This window comes from Acidovorax sp. NPDC077693 (genome assembly GCF_044542805.1).
GTDB lineage: Bacteria > Pseudomonadota > Gammaproteobacteria > Burkholderiales > Burkholderiaceae_C > Acidovorax.
Genome location: NZ_JBITVD010000003.1, coordinates 228,656 through 244,274, shown reverse-complemented (window position 1 = coordinate 244,274; position 15,619 = coordinate 228,656). Strand labels below are relative to the sequence as shown.

15 protein-coding genes and 1 pseudogene are annotated in these 15,619 nt (G+C 56.6%); 3 read left to right on the top strand and 13 right to left on the bottom strand.

Annotated features, from left to right (window positions below):
- Window positions 1-33: 33 nt before the first annotated feature.
- From ACIGHN_RS05065 to ACIGHN_RS05020, 10 genes are all read right to left on the bottom strand, one after another.
- On the bottom strand, window positions 34-1,008 hold the full coding sequence (locus ACIGHN_RS05065) for a class I SAM-dependent methyltransferase (RefSeq protein WP_396503507.1): 975 nt from the start codon (window positions 1,006-1,008) through the stop codon (window positions 34-36).
- Window positions 1,005-1,643 (bottom strand): DUF1415 domain-containing protein, encoded by a 639-nt coding sequence (locus tag ACIGHN_RS05060; protein ID WP_396503506.1) that lies wholly within the window; start codon window positions 1,641-1,643, stop codon window positions 1,005-1,007. The genes ACIGHN_RS05065 and ACIGHN_RS05060 overlap by 4 nt, the downstream gene beginning before the upstream one ends.
- 231 nt (window positions 1,644-1,874) lie before the next feature.
- Window positions 1,875-3,053: a deoxyguanosinetriphosphate triphosphohydrolase gene (locus ACIGHN_RS05055; RefSeq protein WP_396503505.1), complete on the bottom strand. Its 1,179-nt coding sequence runs from the start codon at window positions 3,051-3,053 to the stop codon at window positions 1,875-1,877.
- Between the two features lie 43 nt (window positions 3,054-3,096).
- Complete coding sequence (gene aroB, locus ACIGHN_RS05050) at window positions 3,097-4,200, bottom strand: 3-dehydroquinate synthase (RefSeq protein WP_396503504.1); 1,104 nt, start codon at window positions 4,198-4,200, stop codon at window positions 3,097-3,099.
- 80 nt (window positions 4,201-4,280) lie between these two features.
- Entirely contained in the window at window positions 4,281-5,399 is a 1,119-nt protein-coding gene (locus ACIGHN_RS05045) for a hypothetical protein (protein WP_396503503.1), read from the bottom strand.
- A gap of 18 nt (window positions 5,400-5,417) precedes the next feature.
- Window positions 5,418-7,550, bottom strand: a complete 2,133-nt coding sequence (pilQ, locus tag ACIGHN_RS05040; protein WP_396503502.1) for a type IV pilus secretin PilQ — start codon at window positions 7,548-7,550, stop codon at window positions 5,418-5,420.
- Window positions 7,547-8,089: a pilus assembly protein PilP gene (locus ACIGHN_RS05035; RefSeq protein WP_396503501.1), complete on the bottom strand. Its 543-nt coding sequence runs from the start codon at window positions 8,087-8,089 to the stop codon at window positions 7,547-7,549. Before ACIGHN_RS05035 ends, pilQ begins: the two co-directional genes overlap by 4 nt.
- The gene (locus ACIGHN_RS05030; protein WP_396503500.1) at window positions 8,089-8,757 is read right to left on the bottom strand and encodes a type 4a pilus biogenesis protein PilO; all 669 of its coding nucleotides are present in this window, start codon (window positions 8,755-8,757) and stop codon (window positions 8,089-8,091) included. The genes ACIGHN_RS05035 and ACIGHN_RS05030 overlap by 1 nt, the downstream gene beginning before the upstream one ends.
- On the bottom strand, window positions 8,754-9,386 hold the full coding sequence (locus tag ACIGHN_RS05025; protein WP_396503499.1) for a PilN domain-containing protein: 633 nt from the start codon (window positions 9,384-9,386) through the stop codon (window positions 8,754-8,756). The genes ACIGHN_RS05030 and ACIGHN_RS05025 overlap by 4 nt, the downstream gene beginning before the upstream one ends.
- A complete protein-coding gene (locus ACIGHN_RS05020; RefSeq protein ID WP_396503498.1) occupies window positions 9,383-10,462 on the bottom strand; it encodes a pilus assembly protein PilM in 1,080 nt (359 codons plus the stop codon). The genes ACIGHN_RS05025 and ACIGHN_RS05020 overlap by 4 nt, the downstream gene beginning before the upstream one ends.
- Window positions 10,463-10,731: 269 nt before the next feature.
- On the opposite strand from ACIGHN_RS05020, the gene ACIGHN_RS05015 reads away from it, so the two are divergent.
- On the top strand, window positions 10,732-13,131 hold the full coding sequence (locus tag ACIGHN_RS05015) for a penicillin-binding protein 1A (RefSeq protein WP_396503497.1): 2,400 nt from the start codon (window positions 10,732-10,734) through the stop codon (window positions 13,129-13,131).
- A gap of 138 nt (window positions 13,132-13,269) precedes the next feature.
- Here ACIGHN_RS05015 and cyaY read toward each other — a convergent pair whose 3' ends face one another.
- On the bottom strand, window positions 13,270-13,599 hold the full coding sequence (cyaY, locus tag ACIGHN_RS05010) for an iron donor protein CyaY (RefSeq protein WP_396503496.1): 330 nt from the start codon (window positions 13,597-13,599) through the stop codon (window positions 13,270-13,272).
- A gap of 12 nt (window positions 13,600-13,611) precedes the next feature.
- Here cyaY and ACIGHN_RS05005 point away from each other — a divergent pair.
- Window positions 13,612-13,680 (top strand): annotated as a pseudogene (locus tag ACIGHN_RS05005) (hypothetical protein); the annotation flags it as partial.
- A 5-nt stretch (window positions 13,681-13,685) separates the two neighbouring features.
- Here ACIGHN_RS05005 and ACIGHN_RS05000 read toward each other — a convergent pair.
- Entirely contained in the window at window positions 13,686-13,922 is a 237-nt protein-coding gene (locus ACIGHN_RS05000) for a hypothetical protein (protein WP_396503600.1), read from the bottom strand.
- Between the two features lie 59 nt (window positions 13,923-13,981).
- Here ACIGHN_RS05000 and ACIGHN_RS04995 point away from each other — a divergent pair, with 59 nt between their 5' ends.
- Window positions 13,982-14,800 (top strand): MBL fold metallo-hydrolase, encoded by an 819-nt coding sequence (locus ACIGHN_RS04995; protein WP_396503495.1) that lies wholly within the window; start codon window positions 13,982-13,984, stop codon window positions 14,798-14,800.
- A gap of 95 nt (window positions 14,801-14,895) precedes the next feature.
- On the opposite strand, the gene ACIGHN_RS04990 is transcribed toward ACIGHN_RS04995, so the two are convergent.
- On the bottom strand, window positions 14,896-15,549 hold the full coding sequence (locus tag ACIGHN_RS04990) for a sulfite oxidase heme-binding subunit YedZ (RefSeq protein ID WP_396503494.1): 654 nt from the start codon (window positions 15,547-15,549) through the stop codon (window positions 14,896-14,898).
- Window positions 15,550-15,619 lie beyond the last annotated feature (70 nt).

Here is a 15,619-nt window from a genome sequence, read left to right as displayed (position 1 = left end):
GCCCTGTAGCAGCACAAGCACCTGCTGCGCAAGCTACGCGGTCGGCAGGCCCGGATACCGCAGCTTCTCCATCGATTGCAGCCCGAACTCTGCCAGCAGTGCGCGCAAGCGTTCTGCTGCGCTGCGCTTTTTTTGGCCGGTGTAGCGGGCGATGATGAGTTCGTTCTTCATGCTGTGTTCCCACCCCACGAGCTCCGTCACTGTGACCTGGTACCCGTTGGCCTCCAGGTACAGGCACCGCAGCACGTTGGTGACCTGGCTCCCTAGCTCACGGGTGTGCAGTGGGTGGCGCCACAGCTCGGCCAGCGGCGTGCGCGTGAGCTGCAGCGCCTTCCCCTGACGCAGACAGGCGGCCATCTCGGCCTGGCAGCACGGCACCAGCACCATTGCACGCGCCTTCTTGTGCAGGCCAAATGCGATAGCGTCGTCGGTGGCGGTATCGCACGCATGCAGCGCCGTCACCACATCGATCTGCGGCGGCAGTTCGTCCGCATCGGTGGATTCCGCCACCGACACATTGAGGAACGACATGCGTTCGAACTCCAGCTTTTGCGCCAGCGCACGGGATTTTTCGACCAGCTCGGAGCGCGTCTCCACCCCGTAGATGCGCCCGCGCCCCAATGCCTTGAAGTACAAGTCGTACAGGATGAACCCCAGGTACGACTTGCCCGCCCCATGGTCGGCGAGCGTGGGCCCCTGATCGCTGCCGGACAGCTCGCCCAGCAACGGCTCGATGAAGTTGAACAGGTGGTACACCTGCTTGAGCTTGCGGCGCGAGTCCTGGTTCAGGCGCCCCTCGCGGGTCAGGATGTGCAGCTCCTTGAGCAGCTCTACAGACTGCCCGGGCCGCAGCTCCGCCAGCTCGTGGGCCTGCGTGGCGGGGGCATTGGCGCCCTTGCCGTGGCCCTTCTTGCCGCCCACCTTGTCATTGCCTTTGTTTTTATCTTTGCCCTTGCCGGGGGCTGAACCGGTGGCTGCCGTGTCGCGGGCCATTGCGTGATTCTTCATGGTGCGACCGCCCTTGCCGCCGTGGCTGCACCCGCCCCACCGCCCGCACCGGGCCCCACATCCAGATCCGCCCACCCCTGGGTGCCCAGCGCCTGCAGCACGTCGATGTTGCGCTCGAAGATGCTTTCCGCCTCGGGGAACACCTCGACCGCACGGTCGATGCTCTCTTCGCGCAGCAGGTGCAAGGTGGGATACGGAGATCGGTTGGTGCAGTTGGTGACATCGTCCGCGTCGGTCCCGGCAAACTGGAACTGCGGGTGAAAGCTGGCGATCTGCAGGGTGCCCTCCAGCTCCAAATCCTCAAGCAGCGCCTCGGCGCGGCCCAGAAAGTCATTGAAATCGAGGAAGTCGTGCAGGCAGTGCGGCAGCACGATCAGCGTCGTATCGCGCTCCTGCGCCGGGGTTGCCACCAGCGCTGCAAGTTCCTCACGCAGCAGGTCCAGCACGTGTTCCGCATTGTCGGTCAACGCCAAGGCATAGTGGATCTGGCCCTTGACATGGACGCCCTTGGCAAAAGGGCACAGGTTCAGGCCGATCACCGCCCGCTCCAGCCAGCGCACGGTGTCGCCGATGAATGGGGAGGTCACAGCCAGACCGAAGGATGGTGCCGAAGCAGCGGGGGAAGTAAGCGTCATGAAAAGGAAAGTGCGCGTGGCGCGAGGAGGAGCCTGATTTTACCGGTGTGCCTTTTCTCGGCGGTGGCTCCAACTCCATGAACGCACCGGCCGCGCCGCGCGGCGCGGCGCACGGCGCCATCACGGTTGCACACCGGCCCAGCAAAAGGCGAGGGACGCCCGATCTTGACATTGAGATTGCGGTCCTGCGGGCTGCACCGTGCCATTGCGGCCCCGTCGCCGCCGTACCACTCACGCGGACAGGAGACGCTGCCCTGTCAACCGATCGTGTTCTCGCGCCGCAAAGCGGTCCGTCATGCCCGCGATGAAATCGGCCACCGCCCTGGCCCGCAGAGGCCCCTCGTCCAGCGACGCCTGCTCGGCGAAGGCGGCTTTCATTTCCTGGGGGGACGCGGTGTACGCGGCGAACAGGTCCCGCACCACCTGCTGCGCCAGGCCTGTGGTCTCCATCACCTGCGGGTGGCGGTACAAGTTCTTGAACAGAAAGCGCTTGAGCACCTGCGAGCGCTCGCGCATGGCGTCACTGAACATGACCAAGGCCGGCGCACGGCGCACGGCATCGACGCTGTCGGGGGCCACGCGATCAATGGCGGCTTGCGTGGTGTCGATCACGTCGTAGACCTGGTCGCTCAGCATGCGCCGGATGGTTTCGTACAACAGCCGGCGCTGGCTGGAGGGCTGCGCCAGGTCCGGGAAGCTGGCGATGGCGGCCACCCGATAGTGCTCGAACAATGGCACGTCCTGCAACTGCGCCATCGATATCAATCCCGAGCGCACGCCATCATCGATGTCATGCGCGTTGTAGGCAATCTCGTCCGCCAGATTGCACAACTGCGCCTCCAGGCTCGGCTGCTCGCGGCGCAGAAACCGGGCTGCGACGCCATGGGGCTCCACGGCTTCCAGCTGCTCGGCATACACGCGGGAGCAATGCTTGAGAACGCCTTCGCGTGTTTCGAAAGTGAGGTTCAGCCCGTCATATTGCGGGTAGCGCTCTTCCAGCTTGTCGACGACCCGCAGGCTTTGCAGGTTGTGCTCGAAACCGCCATGCTCCAGCATGCAGGCATGCAGCGCGTCCTGGCCGGCATGCCCAAACGGCGTGTGGCCCAGGTCGTGCGCCAGAGAAATCGCCTCGACCAGGTCTTCATTGATGCGCAACGATCGCGCAATCGAACGGCCCAGTTGCGCCACCTCCAGCGAATGCGTCAGGCGCGTGCGGAACAGGTCGCCCTCATGGTTCAGGAACACCTGGGTCTTGTAGACCAGCCGGCGGAACGCGGTGGAATGCACGATGCGATCCCGGTCGCGCTGGTAGTCCGTGCGTGTGAGGGCCGGCAGTTCGGGATAGCGACGTCCGCGCGTCGAAGCCGGATCGCAAGCGTAGGGAGCAAGGCGCGCTAAGTGATAAGACAAGATATGAGAACCCACGAGGGTGGACGAAGCGAATATGACACTTCTATGACCTGGGCTCACAACATGCGTCAATGACCTCCCTCACGAGAGCATCAGGCGCCGTTCGCAACGTTGCATTGCCTGGGCCATCAATTACAACAAAACGAATCTCGCCAGCCTCAGATTTTTTATCGACGCGCATAAGTTCGAGATAGCGGCCAGCATTGTCATTCGCGTCAATTATTGGCCCAATTGTTGGCAACATAGCGCGCGTAATTAGAGACGTCAGGCGCTCCACAAACGATCGATCCACTAATCCCAGTCGACATGAGAGCTCTGCTGCCATGACCATGCCGACCCCTACACCTTCACCATGAAGCCATACACCGTACCCAAGCCCTGCCTCGATGGCATGTCCGAACGTATGGCCGAAGTTCAATATGGCGCGAAGCCCGGACTCCTTTTCATCCTGACCAACCACCCCGGCCTTGATTTCGCAACTCCGACGAACTGCGTATGCAAGCGCTTTCCGATCTTTGCCAAGCACCGCCTCGACGGAATTCTCAAGCCACTTCATGAACGACATGTCGGCGATAGGCCCGTACTTGATAATCTCGGCCAGGCCGGCACTCATTTCTCGTGGAGGCAATGTATCAAGGGTAGAAAGGTCGCAAATCACCAGTTTGGGCTGGTGAAAGGCACCGATCATATTCTTGCCTTGAGGATGATTAATTGCCGTTTTCCCACCGACGGACGAATCAACCTGAGCTAGGAGCGTGGTAGGAATCTGTACAAAGGGAATCCCGCGCATGTACGTAGCGGCAGCAAAACCGGCAATATCCCCAACAACCCCCCCGCCCAAAGCAAAAAGTACGGTTTTACGATCGCACTCCCAACTGATTAATGAATCGTATATTTTCCACAAAGACTCCGTATTTTTATATGACTCACCATCCGGCAAAATAATAATTTTAACACTACTTCCATGGCCTGCAAGCCTGTTACGCAAATTATCAAGATGCAGTGCAGCAATGGTCTCGTTTGTCACAATTACACAATCACTCACTGAACCCAAAAGCGATTTCAATAATATTTGCGAAAAAATATCCGCGCCAATTAATATTTCATAACCAGATTTTTCAAGCAGGACAGGAACTCGCTCTATCATACCAATCAATCCTTAAATTTATTAATTTCCAAAAACAAAAAGCCAATCCGAAGATTGGCTTTTTCTGATTTAACGCCGATTTAGGGACATGGGATTGCAGCGCCACCATCTTTGATGGTCATGGTCACAGTCTGCTTGATAAGTTTAGAATCGTAAATATCGATGGGCACTACCCTATCCGCAGTCACACATCGATTGGCACCAGGTGCGCCGACAGTCAATGTTGAACCGACAACAGTCACTGTAGCAAACGCCGAATCTGCGACGCTGATCAGGGGCGTGTACGGAGCAGTTCCCCCGGAGATTAGATAAGTCAAAGAGGCATTTCCTTTTTCTGGAACTTCCTGATTTGCAGGTGCGACCCTGAGCGTATCACTATTAACAGTGACAGATACGATGATCGACTGCCCTGTGCTGTCCGATACACTAATGGATGCGGTGCCCAAGGAGAGCAGATTGACGCTCACGCTGGAGCCAGACACAGATGCCGATGCAACAGCACTATTCGTTGAACTCACCGCGTAAGGGGCAATGCCACCTCTAATGGAAATGCTGCTGCTAGTTCCAGCAGGACCCGTAATCGTAGCCGGACTTACGCTCATGGTAGATATAGCAACAGTAACCTGAATGCTAAAGGTTGATCCCAGACTGTCAACCACTGAAATGGTTGCAATACCAGATTTCGGCTGAGCTGTGATAACAACACTTGAGTCGGAAACACTAGCAGTAGCTACACTGGCGTCTGTAGTTGTCACGCCGTAGGGACCGACACCCCCTCGGATAGTAACTTGTTGCGACTGCCCTGGTGCAAGGTTAATAGCCGTACCTATATTACTTGATATCGGCACCACCTGCGCGGTAACAGAAACCTTGACCGTTTGTACAGGCAAACTGGTGTCGTAAATGACAACCTCCGACGTACCCGCTTTGGTGCCAGCGACGTATAGAAAATTATCCTCACTCAACCCAACTTGCACAGCTCCATCAGAAGTGGTAACTGTGTAGGGGCCCCGCCCGCCACGAACTTCGACACCCGCTGATCCACTAGCACCAACCGGCAAGCTAATCGATTCAACTGGAGGATAAATGCGTAGCTTAGCAGACGGGCCAGTAGGCTCACCACCGCCGCTGCCACCACCGCCACAAGCGACCAGAATCGCCGAAGCGACAACAATGAAAGTTCTAAGAAGTGTGTTCATCATATTCACCAGTATTGGTTATCTTCTCGTAGCGTTCTCGGAAATTATTTTCGGAGTGATAAATACAAGCATTTCACGCTTGGTTGACTCCTTGGTACGACTCTTAAATAGGTTGCCAACCACTGGAACGTCGCCGATCAACGGCACCTTATTCTCCTGGTTGGTTTCCTCCATTTCAAAAATCCCGCCAATAACCACTGTTCCGCCATTCTCTATCAATATCTGAGTCCTTATATGCTTAGTATCAATAGCGACACCCTGGGTAGTAGTCTCCCCGCGACTATCTTTATTGACATCAAGGTCCAATATGATGTTACCCTCCGGAGTTATTTGCGGTGTGACTTCAAGTTTCAATACTGCCTTCTTAAAAGCAAGCGTGGTAGCTCCGTTTGGAGCAGTAATCGAGTAAGGATACTCAGTCCCTTGCTCGATAAGCGCCTTCGTTTGATCCGCAGTAATAATGCGCGGACTTGAAACAATCCGTCCTTTACCATCGGCCTCCATAGCTGAGAGCTCCAACGTGAGAAAACGGTTAGCTGCAGAATTGAAAATTGACAGAGCAAAACTGCCTACAGTACTAACGTTAGAGAGACTGGCAGGAAGATTAACAAAGTTTGCGTTGGCATTTGTAGTCCCACCCGCACCGCTGGATGATACTGCGTTTTCGTAGGAACTACCGAATGCCACTCTGTTGTTGCCTCCAAGACCGTAGCCGCCGTCGCCACCACGATTGGCGCGCAAATCTGCGCCGCCCAGCCTCACACCCAGAGACCTGCCAAACGAGTCCCGCGCTTCAACAATACGTGCCTCGATCAAAACTTGTCGAACTGCCACGTCCAAGTTTAGTAAAAGCTGCCTCACCTCTTCCAACTTACTTGCGGTATCTGTCACAAATAACTGGTTAGTTCTTGGCTCCGCAATCGCACTTCCACGCTCAGATAGGAACCGTGTCGACGTTCCGCTACCGCTCCCACCAGAGCTAGCCAATTGCGTGAGGATATCCGCAGCCTTAGCATAATTTAACTGATAAGCTTGGGTTCTCAACGGCTCAATCTTCTGAATTGACTGGGCTGCTTCAAAATCTTTCTTTATACGCGAATCAATTTCATCTTTAGGGGCGATCCATAACACGGTTCCCGTCTTCTTCATCCCCAAACCCTTTGCATCCATAATGATTTGCAGAGCTTGGTCCCAAGGTACATCTTTCAGGCGCAGCGTCAGAGTCCCGGTAACAGTGTCGGAAGTAACAATATTAAAATTCGTAAAATCAGCAATAACCTGAAGCAACGAGCGAACTTCTATACTTTGAAAATTCAGAGACAGCTTCTCCCCAGAAAATCCCGGACCCTGGGTGATTTTCGTAACGTCAATCTTCTTTTGGCGAACTTCAACCACGAACTGAGTATCACTTTGATATGCACTATGTTCCCAATCACCAATCGGCTCAATACTCATCCGCACGCGGTCACCAACAACTGTGGTGGCAACGGACTGCACAGGAGTGCCAAAATCGGCGACATCCAGCCTCCGCCGAAGTCCCTCTGAAAGCGAAGAGCGCAGGAAATCGATTGTCAGGCCCTTCCCCTTTTGTTGTATATCAACACCCGTATTGCTGGTACTCAAGCCCACTACGATTCTTCCAGACCCGTCACTTCCGCGGCGGAAGTCAATGTCCTTTAGCGGTAAAATTTGGTTATCGCCAAGTTCCATAGCAGGTGAAGCTTGAGGAGCAAAAGATACGGAGCCTTGTGCGGAGCCAAGCGTTAACACCACAGATTTTTCAACGATATCTGCCCTGTAAGAAGTCGGCGTCTTGAGATTCACAACAATCCGAGCACGGTTATCTACCTGCACAAGGTTAATGGATTTAATATTTCCAGAATTCACCTCGTACAAAGTTTTACCTGTCGAGCTCGACATATTATTAAAATCTAACGCTATGCGAGCTGGCGCCTGTACTGCAAATCCAGTGGGCAAAACACTAGGCGCATCTTGAAGTTCAATTCGCACAACCTCCACTCCACCCTGAATACTACTGCTAATAGCATTAATGGTATTCTGCGCATTCGCAAAGGTCGACAGTAGCGCCGCGAATGCCCCAAGACAGAGGACACGACATAATTTCACCAAAACCATACCATGCTGTTTCATTTCTTCCCCTCTTGCAATTCTAGAGCGGTGCTGCGCTCAATCCAGTCACCGCTCGGATCTTGAATGATCTCTCGAAGACCAATAGAAGACTCAGTAATCCCGGTTATTTTCCCATAGCTCTGCCCGATATAATCGCCTTTTCGGACTTGATAGAGCAGATTATCAACTTTCAAAAGCGCAACTATAGAACCGTTTTTATTCAGGCTACCAACCATTGTCATTGCATCTAATGGAAAAGCTTCGAGAGGCTCTTTCCTCCGAGTCATTTCGGGAGCAATCAATGCAGCGTTCGATGCAAGCTGAACCGAATCTCGACGGAGTGCCTGCACCAACTTCACTGGGCTGAAAGGCTCAGTATTACCGTCAGCAGTGTATCTCTCTGGAGAGAATTTTTTCGGCTCCGTCAATGGAGTCACGCGAGGCTTCGTTGTAGCACGCTGCTCTGCCATCCACACCTTTAATTCGTCCTCTCCGGTAGGAATACATCCTCCGATCGCCAAACAGGCCGCCAGAGTTACAAAGGTATAGATCCGGGCCATCACTTCTTCCCTCCAGCATTTCTTTGCGCTTGCACCTCGTCCGGATCCAGATAACGGAAAGTTCTCGCTGTAGCTTCCATCACCAGACTACCACTGTCACGCGCGGCAGGGGATATCACCATGTTATTTAGCGTAACGATTCTTGAAAGATTAGCCACATCTGAAGCAAAGGCACCCATGTCGTGATATCTGCCATTCACACGTATCGATATAGGAAGTTCCGCATAATAATCTCGAGCGACAACTTGCCCAGGCCGAAACAATTCAAACTGCAAGCTGCGCCCCAGTCCTGCTTGGTTAATATCTGACAAAAGAGCTGCCATTTCTGCTTTGCTAGGCAACTGCTTTTCCAACTGTATGACGTATTGCTGAATTTGCTCACGCTGCTTTTTTAACTCATCCAGGCTAACTGCTTTAATCAATTTCTTTTGATAATCTTCCTTCAGAACAACCTCTTTCGCCCGCACAGTGTCAAGCTCCACCTCATAATCAGACAGCAAAGCATACCAACAAACCACAGAGACAGCCACAGCTATAAAAAGACACAAAAATACTTTAGGCAAAAACGGCCAGAGCGACGGATCCTTAGAATCTAGATTTCGAAATTGACGCGATATGTCACTAAGAACTTGCGCATACTCAATAGACTTCTTTTTGGACTCTCTCATTTCAGTCGCTCCCTAGCAGAAATGCTCGCAGCGCCGGCACCTGCCGCATCGATAGCCTTTTGCGCTTCGCTTGCTCTTACCAATTGGAACTTCATATTGAACGAGGCCACTCTTCGCTGATCACGCGTACCCACTGCGACATTGCTCGAAACAATTTCCAGTAGCTCCGGCTTTGTGAACCATGGGGTATTATTAGCAATATTCCGTAAAAGCTCCGACACACGTTCATTCGATTGAGCTATACCCTGCAGCGAGACAGTCTGATCGGACTGTCGGAGGGCCGTTAGGTAAATGCCATCAGGCAATTGTTTAACCAATTCGTTCAGCAAATGTACGGGAAGGTTTCTATCTGACTGCAGGTCTTCAACAGCCTTCTGCCTAGCACGCAGTGAAGCAATTTCATCCTCGATAGTCGCAATTTCCTTAATCTGGCCTTCGAGTATTTTTATTTCGGCCTGTATGAAGTTATTCTTTTGCTGCTGATCAGCGATCATCAACTGAAACCACCAATAGATTCCACCTGCTATTGCTAGGCCGATCAGAAATGATGCAAACATCGTGGCTTGAAAAGCCTCTTTTCTGCGCTTGCGAGCAGCCTCTCTATGTGGAAGTAGATTAATTAGAATCACTGCAAAAACCTCCGCATCGCAAGACCGCATGAGGTCAGATAAGAAGGCGCCTCACGCACCATTTTTTTCAGCCTGACGGAACTTCCTATTTCCATTCCATCAAACGGATTCACCGCACTGCAAGCGAAGCCTGATTGTTGCGTGACAGCTTCAGTGAGACCAGGCAACGGCGCAGAGCCACCGGCCAGCAAAATATGGTCGACTCGGTTGTGTGGAGTACTTGTAAAAAAGAACTGAAGTGCTCTACCAATTTCCTGCGCCATGCTCTCTACAAACGGGCGAAGTACGACAGGCGAGTAGTCTTCTGGCAGGTCACCGCTTCGCTTTTTGCCCTCTGCCTCTTCCATGGAAAATCCGTATTGGCGAACGATCAACTGCGTGAGCTGCGCGCCGCCGAAGGCTTGATCCCTGTCGTACAGAACCTCTTCGTTGCGTATCACCTGCATGCTGGTCGTGAGAGCACCGACTTCGAATAAGGCCACCATGGCATCGATGCCCTTGTTTGGCAGGCCTTCGATAAGACGACCAGCAGCGAGTCTGGAAGCGTGGGATTCAATATCAACAATCACGGGTTTCAGTCCGGCGGCTTCGGCCAAACCTTGACGGTCCTGCACCTTGTCTCGACGCGAGGCAGCAATGAGAACATCCACATCGCCGGGGGCATTTTTGCTGGGTCCTATGACGCAGAAGTCTAAACTTACTTCGTCAAGCGAGAAGGGGATGTACTGGTTTGCCTCAGATTCGACCTGGACCTCCAACTCCTGCTCAGTCATCCCCCCAGGCAAAGTGATCTTCTTGGTGATAACTGCTGACGGAGGCAAGGCCAGTGCCACGTTTTTCGTACGCGTTCCGCTTTTTTTGACTAGTCGACGCAAGGCGTCGGCCACTTCGTCAAACTTATCGATGTTGCCATCAGTGATCCATCCGCGCTCCAGTGGCTCGATAGCACAACGCTCCAGAACCAGTGCGCCGGACTTGTCGCGCGCAAGCTCCACCAGCTTGACGCTGGAGGAGCTGATGTCGATTCCCAGCAGCGGCGCCGACTGGCGATTGAACAAAGACCCCATTGAGCTCAAGATTGGTCCCCTAAAACTTGCCAAAACGAGGCAACAAAACTTAACACTTCACATGAATGCTATCAGTAAGGTACTTCTCCAGCAAAGATTTTTCCCCGTGTAACGTTGTTGGAGCGTTGCCAAAAGCAGACGATTTTCAGTCCCTGCGCAACACCGTTCAGCGGCGACTTCCCACCTTTCGGCGGGCGATCGGACTACATGAACACAGGATTTCCCCTTCCAGGGACACGCATTTTTTATAATGGGCGGTCTTACCCCCTCGGAGCGATATGTCGCCCTCTCCATCGAAGCCTTCCGACAAGTCGGACTCCCCCGCCCCTCGCGCTCGCCCCACTTGGCTTCGCTGGATCTTTCTTGCCTTCGCCTGGACTGCAGGCTTGGCGTTGGCCGGCGCCTTCGGGCTGGCCCTGACCATTGCAGTCGCCCTGGCGGTGGCCTATCCCAACCTGCCCGACATCTCTGACCTGGCGGACTACCGCCCCAAGCTGCCCTTGCGGGTCTACTCCTCCGAGGGAGCCTTGCTGGGCGAGTTCGGCGAAGAACGCCGCAACCTGACACCCATCAAGGAAATCCCCACGGTCATGAAAGACGCGGTGCTCGCCATCGAGGACGCCCGCTTCTTCCAGCACGGGGGGGTCGACTACAAGGGTGTCGTGCGCGCAGGCCTGGCCAATCTCGGCCGCGTGAAGAGCCAGGGCGCCTCGACTATCACAATGCAGGTGGCGCGGAATGTTTATCTGTCGTCGGAAAAAACATTTACTCGCAAAATTTACGAAATCTTACTCACGTTCAAGCTCGAGCATTTATTGACAAAGGATCAGATTCTCGAGATTTATATGAACCAGATTTATCTGGGGAATCGAGCCTATGGTTTTGCCGCGGCGTCCGAGGCCTATTTCGGCAAACCATTGAAATCAGTATCGATTGCAGAAGCTGCGATGCTGGCCGGCTTGCCCAAGGCTCCTTCGGCCTACAACCCGATCAGCAACCCCAAGCGCGCCCGTTCGCGGCAGCTCTACATCATCGAGCGCATGCAGGAGAACGGCTTCATCACCGCCGAAGAAGCCGTGGCGGCCAAGAAGGAAGAGCTCAAGATCCGCTCGGGCCCCGACAACACGCGCGTGCATGCAGAGTACGTGGCAGAAATGGCCCGCCAGCTCATCTTCACGCAGTACGGCAACGAGGCCTACACCCGCGGCCTCAATGTGTACACCACCCTCAATGCCGCAGAGCAGGAGGCCGCATACACGTCCCTGCGCCGCGGCATCATGGACTACGAGCGGCGCCAGCAGTACCGCGGCCCTGAAAAGTTCGTGGCCCTGCCCGCCAGCGCTCAAGAGGTGGAAGACGCCATCGACGATGCGCTGGCCAACCACCCCGACAACGGCGACGTGCTCTCTGCGGTGGTGCTGGAGGCGTCGGCCCGCAAGATTGTTGCGGCGCGTGCCAACGGCGACACCCTCGAAATCACCGGCGACGGCCTCAAGCCGGCGCAGTCCGGCCTGAGCGACAAGGCGCCGCCCAACATCAAGATCCGGCGTGGCGCGGTGATCCGCGTGGTGAAGACGCCCAAGAATGCCTGGGAGATCACGCAGCTCCCTGAAGTGGAAGGTGCTCTCGTGGCGTTGGACCCCCGCACTGGCGCAATTCGCGCTCTGGTCGGCGGCTTCGACTTCGACAAGAACAAGTTCAATCATGCAGCGCAGGCATGGCGCCAGCCGGGCTCGAGCTTCAAGCCCTTCATCTACTCCGCGGCGCTGGAAAAAGGCTTCACGCCCGCCACCGTCATCAACGACGCGCCGCTGTTCTTCGATGCGGGCACCACTGGCGGCCAGCCTTGGGAGCCCAAGAACTACGACGGCAAGTACGACGGCCCGATGAGCATGCGCACGGGCTTGGCCAAGTCCAAGAACATGATCTCGATCCGCATCCTGCAGGCGGTCGGCCCCAAGACGGCCCAGGAATGGGTGTCGCGCTTTGGCTTCGATGCGGAAAAGCACCCGGCGTATCTGACGATGGCGCTGGGTGCCGGGTCGGTCACCCCGCTTCAGATGGCGACCGCCTATTCCGTGTTTGCCAATGGTGGCTACCGCGTGAACCCCTGGCTGATCGCGAAGGTGACCGACCACAAGGGCCGTGTGATCTCAGAAACCACGCCACCCGAGACCAGCGAGCAACCCCGCGCCATCGACGCCCGGAATGCGTTCATCATGAACAGCCTGCTGCAGGAGGTCACGCGCTCTGGCACGGCGGCCCGCGCGCAGGCCACGCTCAAGCGCCCGGACCTGTATGGGAAGACCGGTACGACGAATGACTCGGTGGATGCGTGGTTTGCGGGTTATCAGCCCACCGTCGCGGCAGTCACCTGGATCGGCTACGACACGCCGCGCAACCTGGGCAGCCGCGAAACCGGCGGGGGCCTGAGCCTGCCGGTGTGGATCAGCTTCATGGAGCGGGCGCTCAAGGGCGTGCCGGTCATGGAGGCCAAGGTGCCGCCAGGCGTCGTGAACGTGGGCGGCGAGTGGTTCTATGAAGAATACGCCCGCAATGCAGGCGTCGCGAATGTGGGGCTGGACGACCGGTCTGCCGCATCGCCCGCAGGTGCGGCCCCCCACGCACCACCGCCTACCGAAGAGCGAAACCGCATCCTCGATCTGTTCCGCAACTGACAGTCCCGGAGCACTCCCCGAAGGACTGGTGGCCGGACAGCGAACGGCCGCCAGCCAGAAGCGCCTGCATTCAGCGAAGCGGGCTGCTGCTGCTGCTGCTTCCTATGTCCTGCTTTTGCTATCAGGAAAAGTTTCCCGTCAGGCGGTGAACTGCAGCGCCATCCCGGACTGCTGCGTGGCATCACGGGTCAGGCAGGCGAAGAAGTCGCCGGCGCCCTTGGTGTCCTGCCAGGCGGTGCCGTCAAACTTGTAGTGGTAGCCACCGGACTTGGCGGCCATCCATACTTCGTGCAGCGGCCGTTGCAGGTTGATCACGATCTGGGTGCGGTTGGGGAAGGTCAGCGTCACCATGCCGCCCGACCGCTGCGCATCCACATCGGCGTCCGTGTCATCGTTGATGCGATCACAGCTGCGCTCGACGGCGAGAAGCAGTTTTTCGGCGTGGTCGAGAAATTCAAGGTCGGTCATTACAATTTGCGCATGTTGAAAGCTTCCCAAATTCTAGTCAGGACGCTTGTCCTTGCTGCCAGTGCGGCAGCCCTTGTCGGTTGTGGTCAACGGGGGCCGCTGTTTTTGCCCACGGGTCCGGCGGCCGCGCAGCGGGCCACTCTGCCTGAAACACTGACGCCCAACAGGGACCGCACCGGGAGCAGCGTCGACAACAGCACCCCCAGCGCATCGGTGCCGCCCGCTGCAGCAGCGCCTGCCGACGCCGCCTCCGAACCGCGCTGAAGCGCCAGCAGCGGCCGCGCCAGCCGCTGCGCATCAATCCTCTGACCCTTGATTTCCATCAAGGACGTTGCGAAGGGGCCATCGTAGATTCGGTGCTTTATTGCACTGCAGGATGGCCATGGCCCTGGAACTCTACCGCGACAAGAACCATGCTTGTCTGATGTTCACCGACCTGATCGAGGAAGACGGCCAGGCCGTGCAGGCCAATCAATTCCTGATCGTGGACGACGACACGGGCGCCATCATCGACCCGGGCGGGAACCTGGCCTTCAACGAGTTGTTCATGGGGATGACCAAGCATTTCCCCCCGCACAAGCTGTCCTACCTGATTGCATCCCACGCGGACCCGGACATCATCGCTTCGCTGGACCGCTGGATGACCAGCACCAAGGCGGACCTGGTGATCTCGCGCGTGTGGGAGCGGTTCGCCCCCCACTTCACCAAGGTCGGCAAGACCGAAAACCGCGTGATCGGCGTGCCCGACAGCGGCGGCCACCTGCCGCTGGGGCGCCATGAGCTGGTGCTGTTGCCGGCGCACTTCATGCATTCCGAAGGCAATTTCCACTTCTACGACCCGGTCAGCCGCATCCTGTTCACGGGCGACCTGGGGGTGTCGATGATGTCGGGGGCCGAAGCGCGCGTGCCGGTTACCGACCTCAAGCCCCACATCCCGCGCATGGAAGGGTTCCATCGCCGCTACATGGTCTCCAACAAGATTCTGCGGCTGTGGACGCAGATGGCGCGGAAGCTGGAGATTTCCATGCTGGTGCCGCAGCATGGCGCTCCCATCATGGGCAAGAAGGCCATTGGCGACTTCTTCGACTGGATCGAGAACCTGATGTGCGGCATCGATCTCTTCGATGACCGTGCCTACCAGATCCCTAAGGCCTACATCGACCCGGTCAGCCGGCAGATGCGCGCCCAGCCTGTGCGGTAGACGGCTACCTGTTGTGAATAAAAAAAGGGGCTACCGCTTGCCTGGTAAGCGATAGTAGCTATTAATTCAATAGCATTGGGTGCAAGGACCTGCCACTACCTCGTCCGTGCGGCAGCAGGTGATGCCTGCACCGCGGCACCACGCGCCGCCCTGCTTTTGCGCAGCCGCTGCCACAGGCGCCACCCCAGCAACGCGGCCAGGATGGCGGCGTACACGGCCACTTCACCAAAGTCATTCTTTCCGGCGCGCATCCAGAAGAAATGCAGGATGGCCAGCCCGGCGACGACGTAGACCGTGCGGTGCAGCGCCTGCCAGCGCTTGCCGCCCATCGCCTTGATGGCACGGTTGAACGACGTGGCGGCCAACAGCGTGAGCAGCAGCAACGCCAGCGAGCCCACCAGGATGAAAGGCCGCTTGGCGATGTCGCGCAGGATGTCCGGCAGATCGAACCCCATGTCGAACCAAGCGTAGCTCAGCAGGTGCAGCACGGCGTAAAAGAACACGAACAATCCCAGCATGCGCCGAAACCGCGCCAACTGCGGCGTAGCGGTGATGACGCGCGCGGGCGTCACGGCCAGCACCAGGCACAGCGCGCGCAGCGCCCAGTCGCCGGTGGCGCGGATCAGTGCCTCGGCGGGGTTGGCGCCCAACTGGTTGGTGGCCGTGGCGTAGACGAGCCAGGCCAGCGGCAACAGGCACAGCACGAACACCACAGGCTTGGCGGCCGGATGAAGCAGGAGTTTTCGCATGGGGTGCCCAGGCTGGGGATCGGCGTGAAAGCGTGAAGTCGGGGGGCGGTGGATGGCCGAGTAGGCGCAG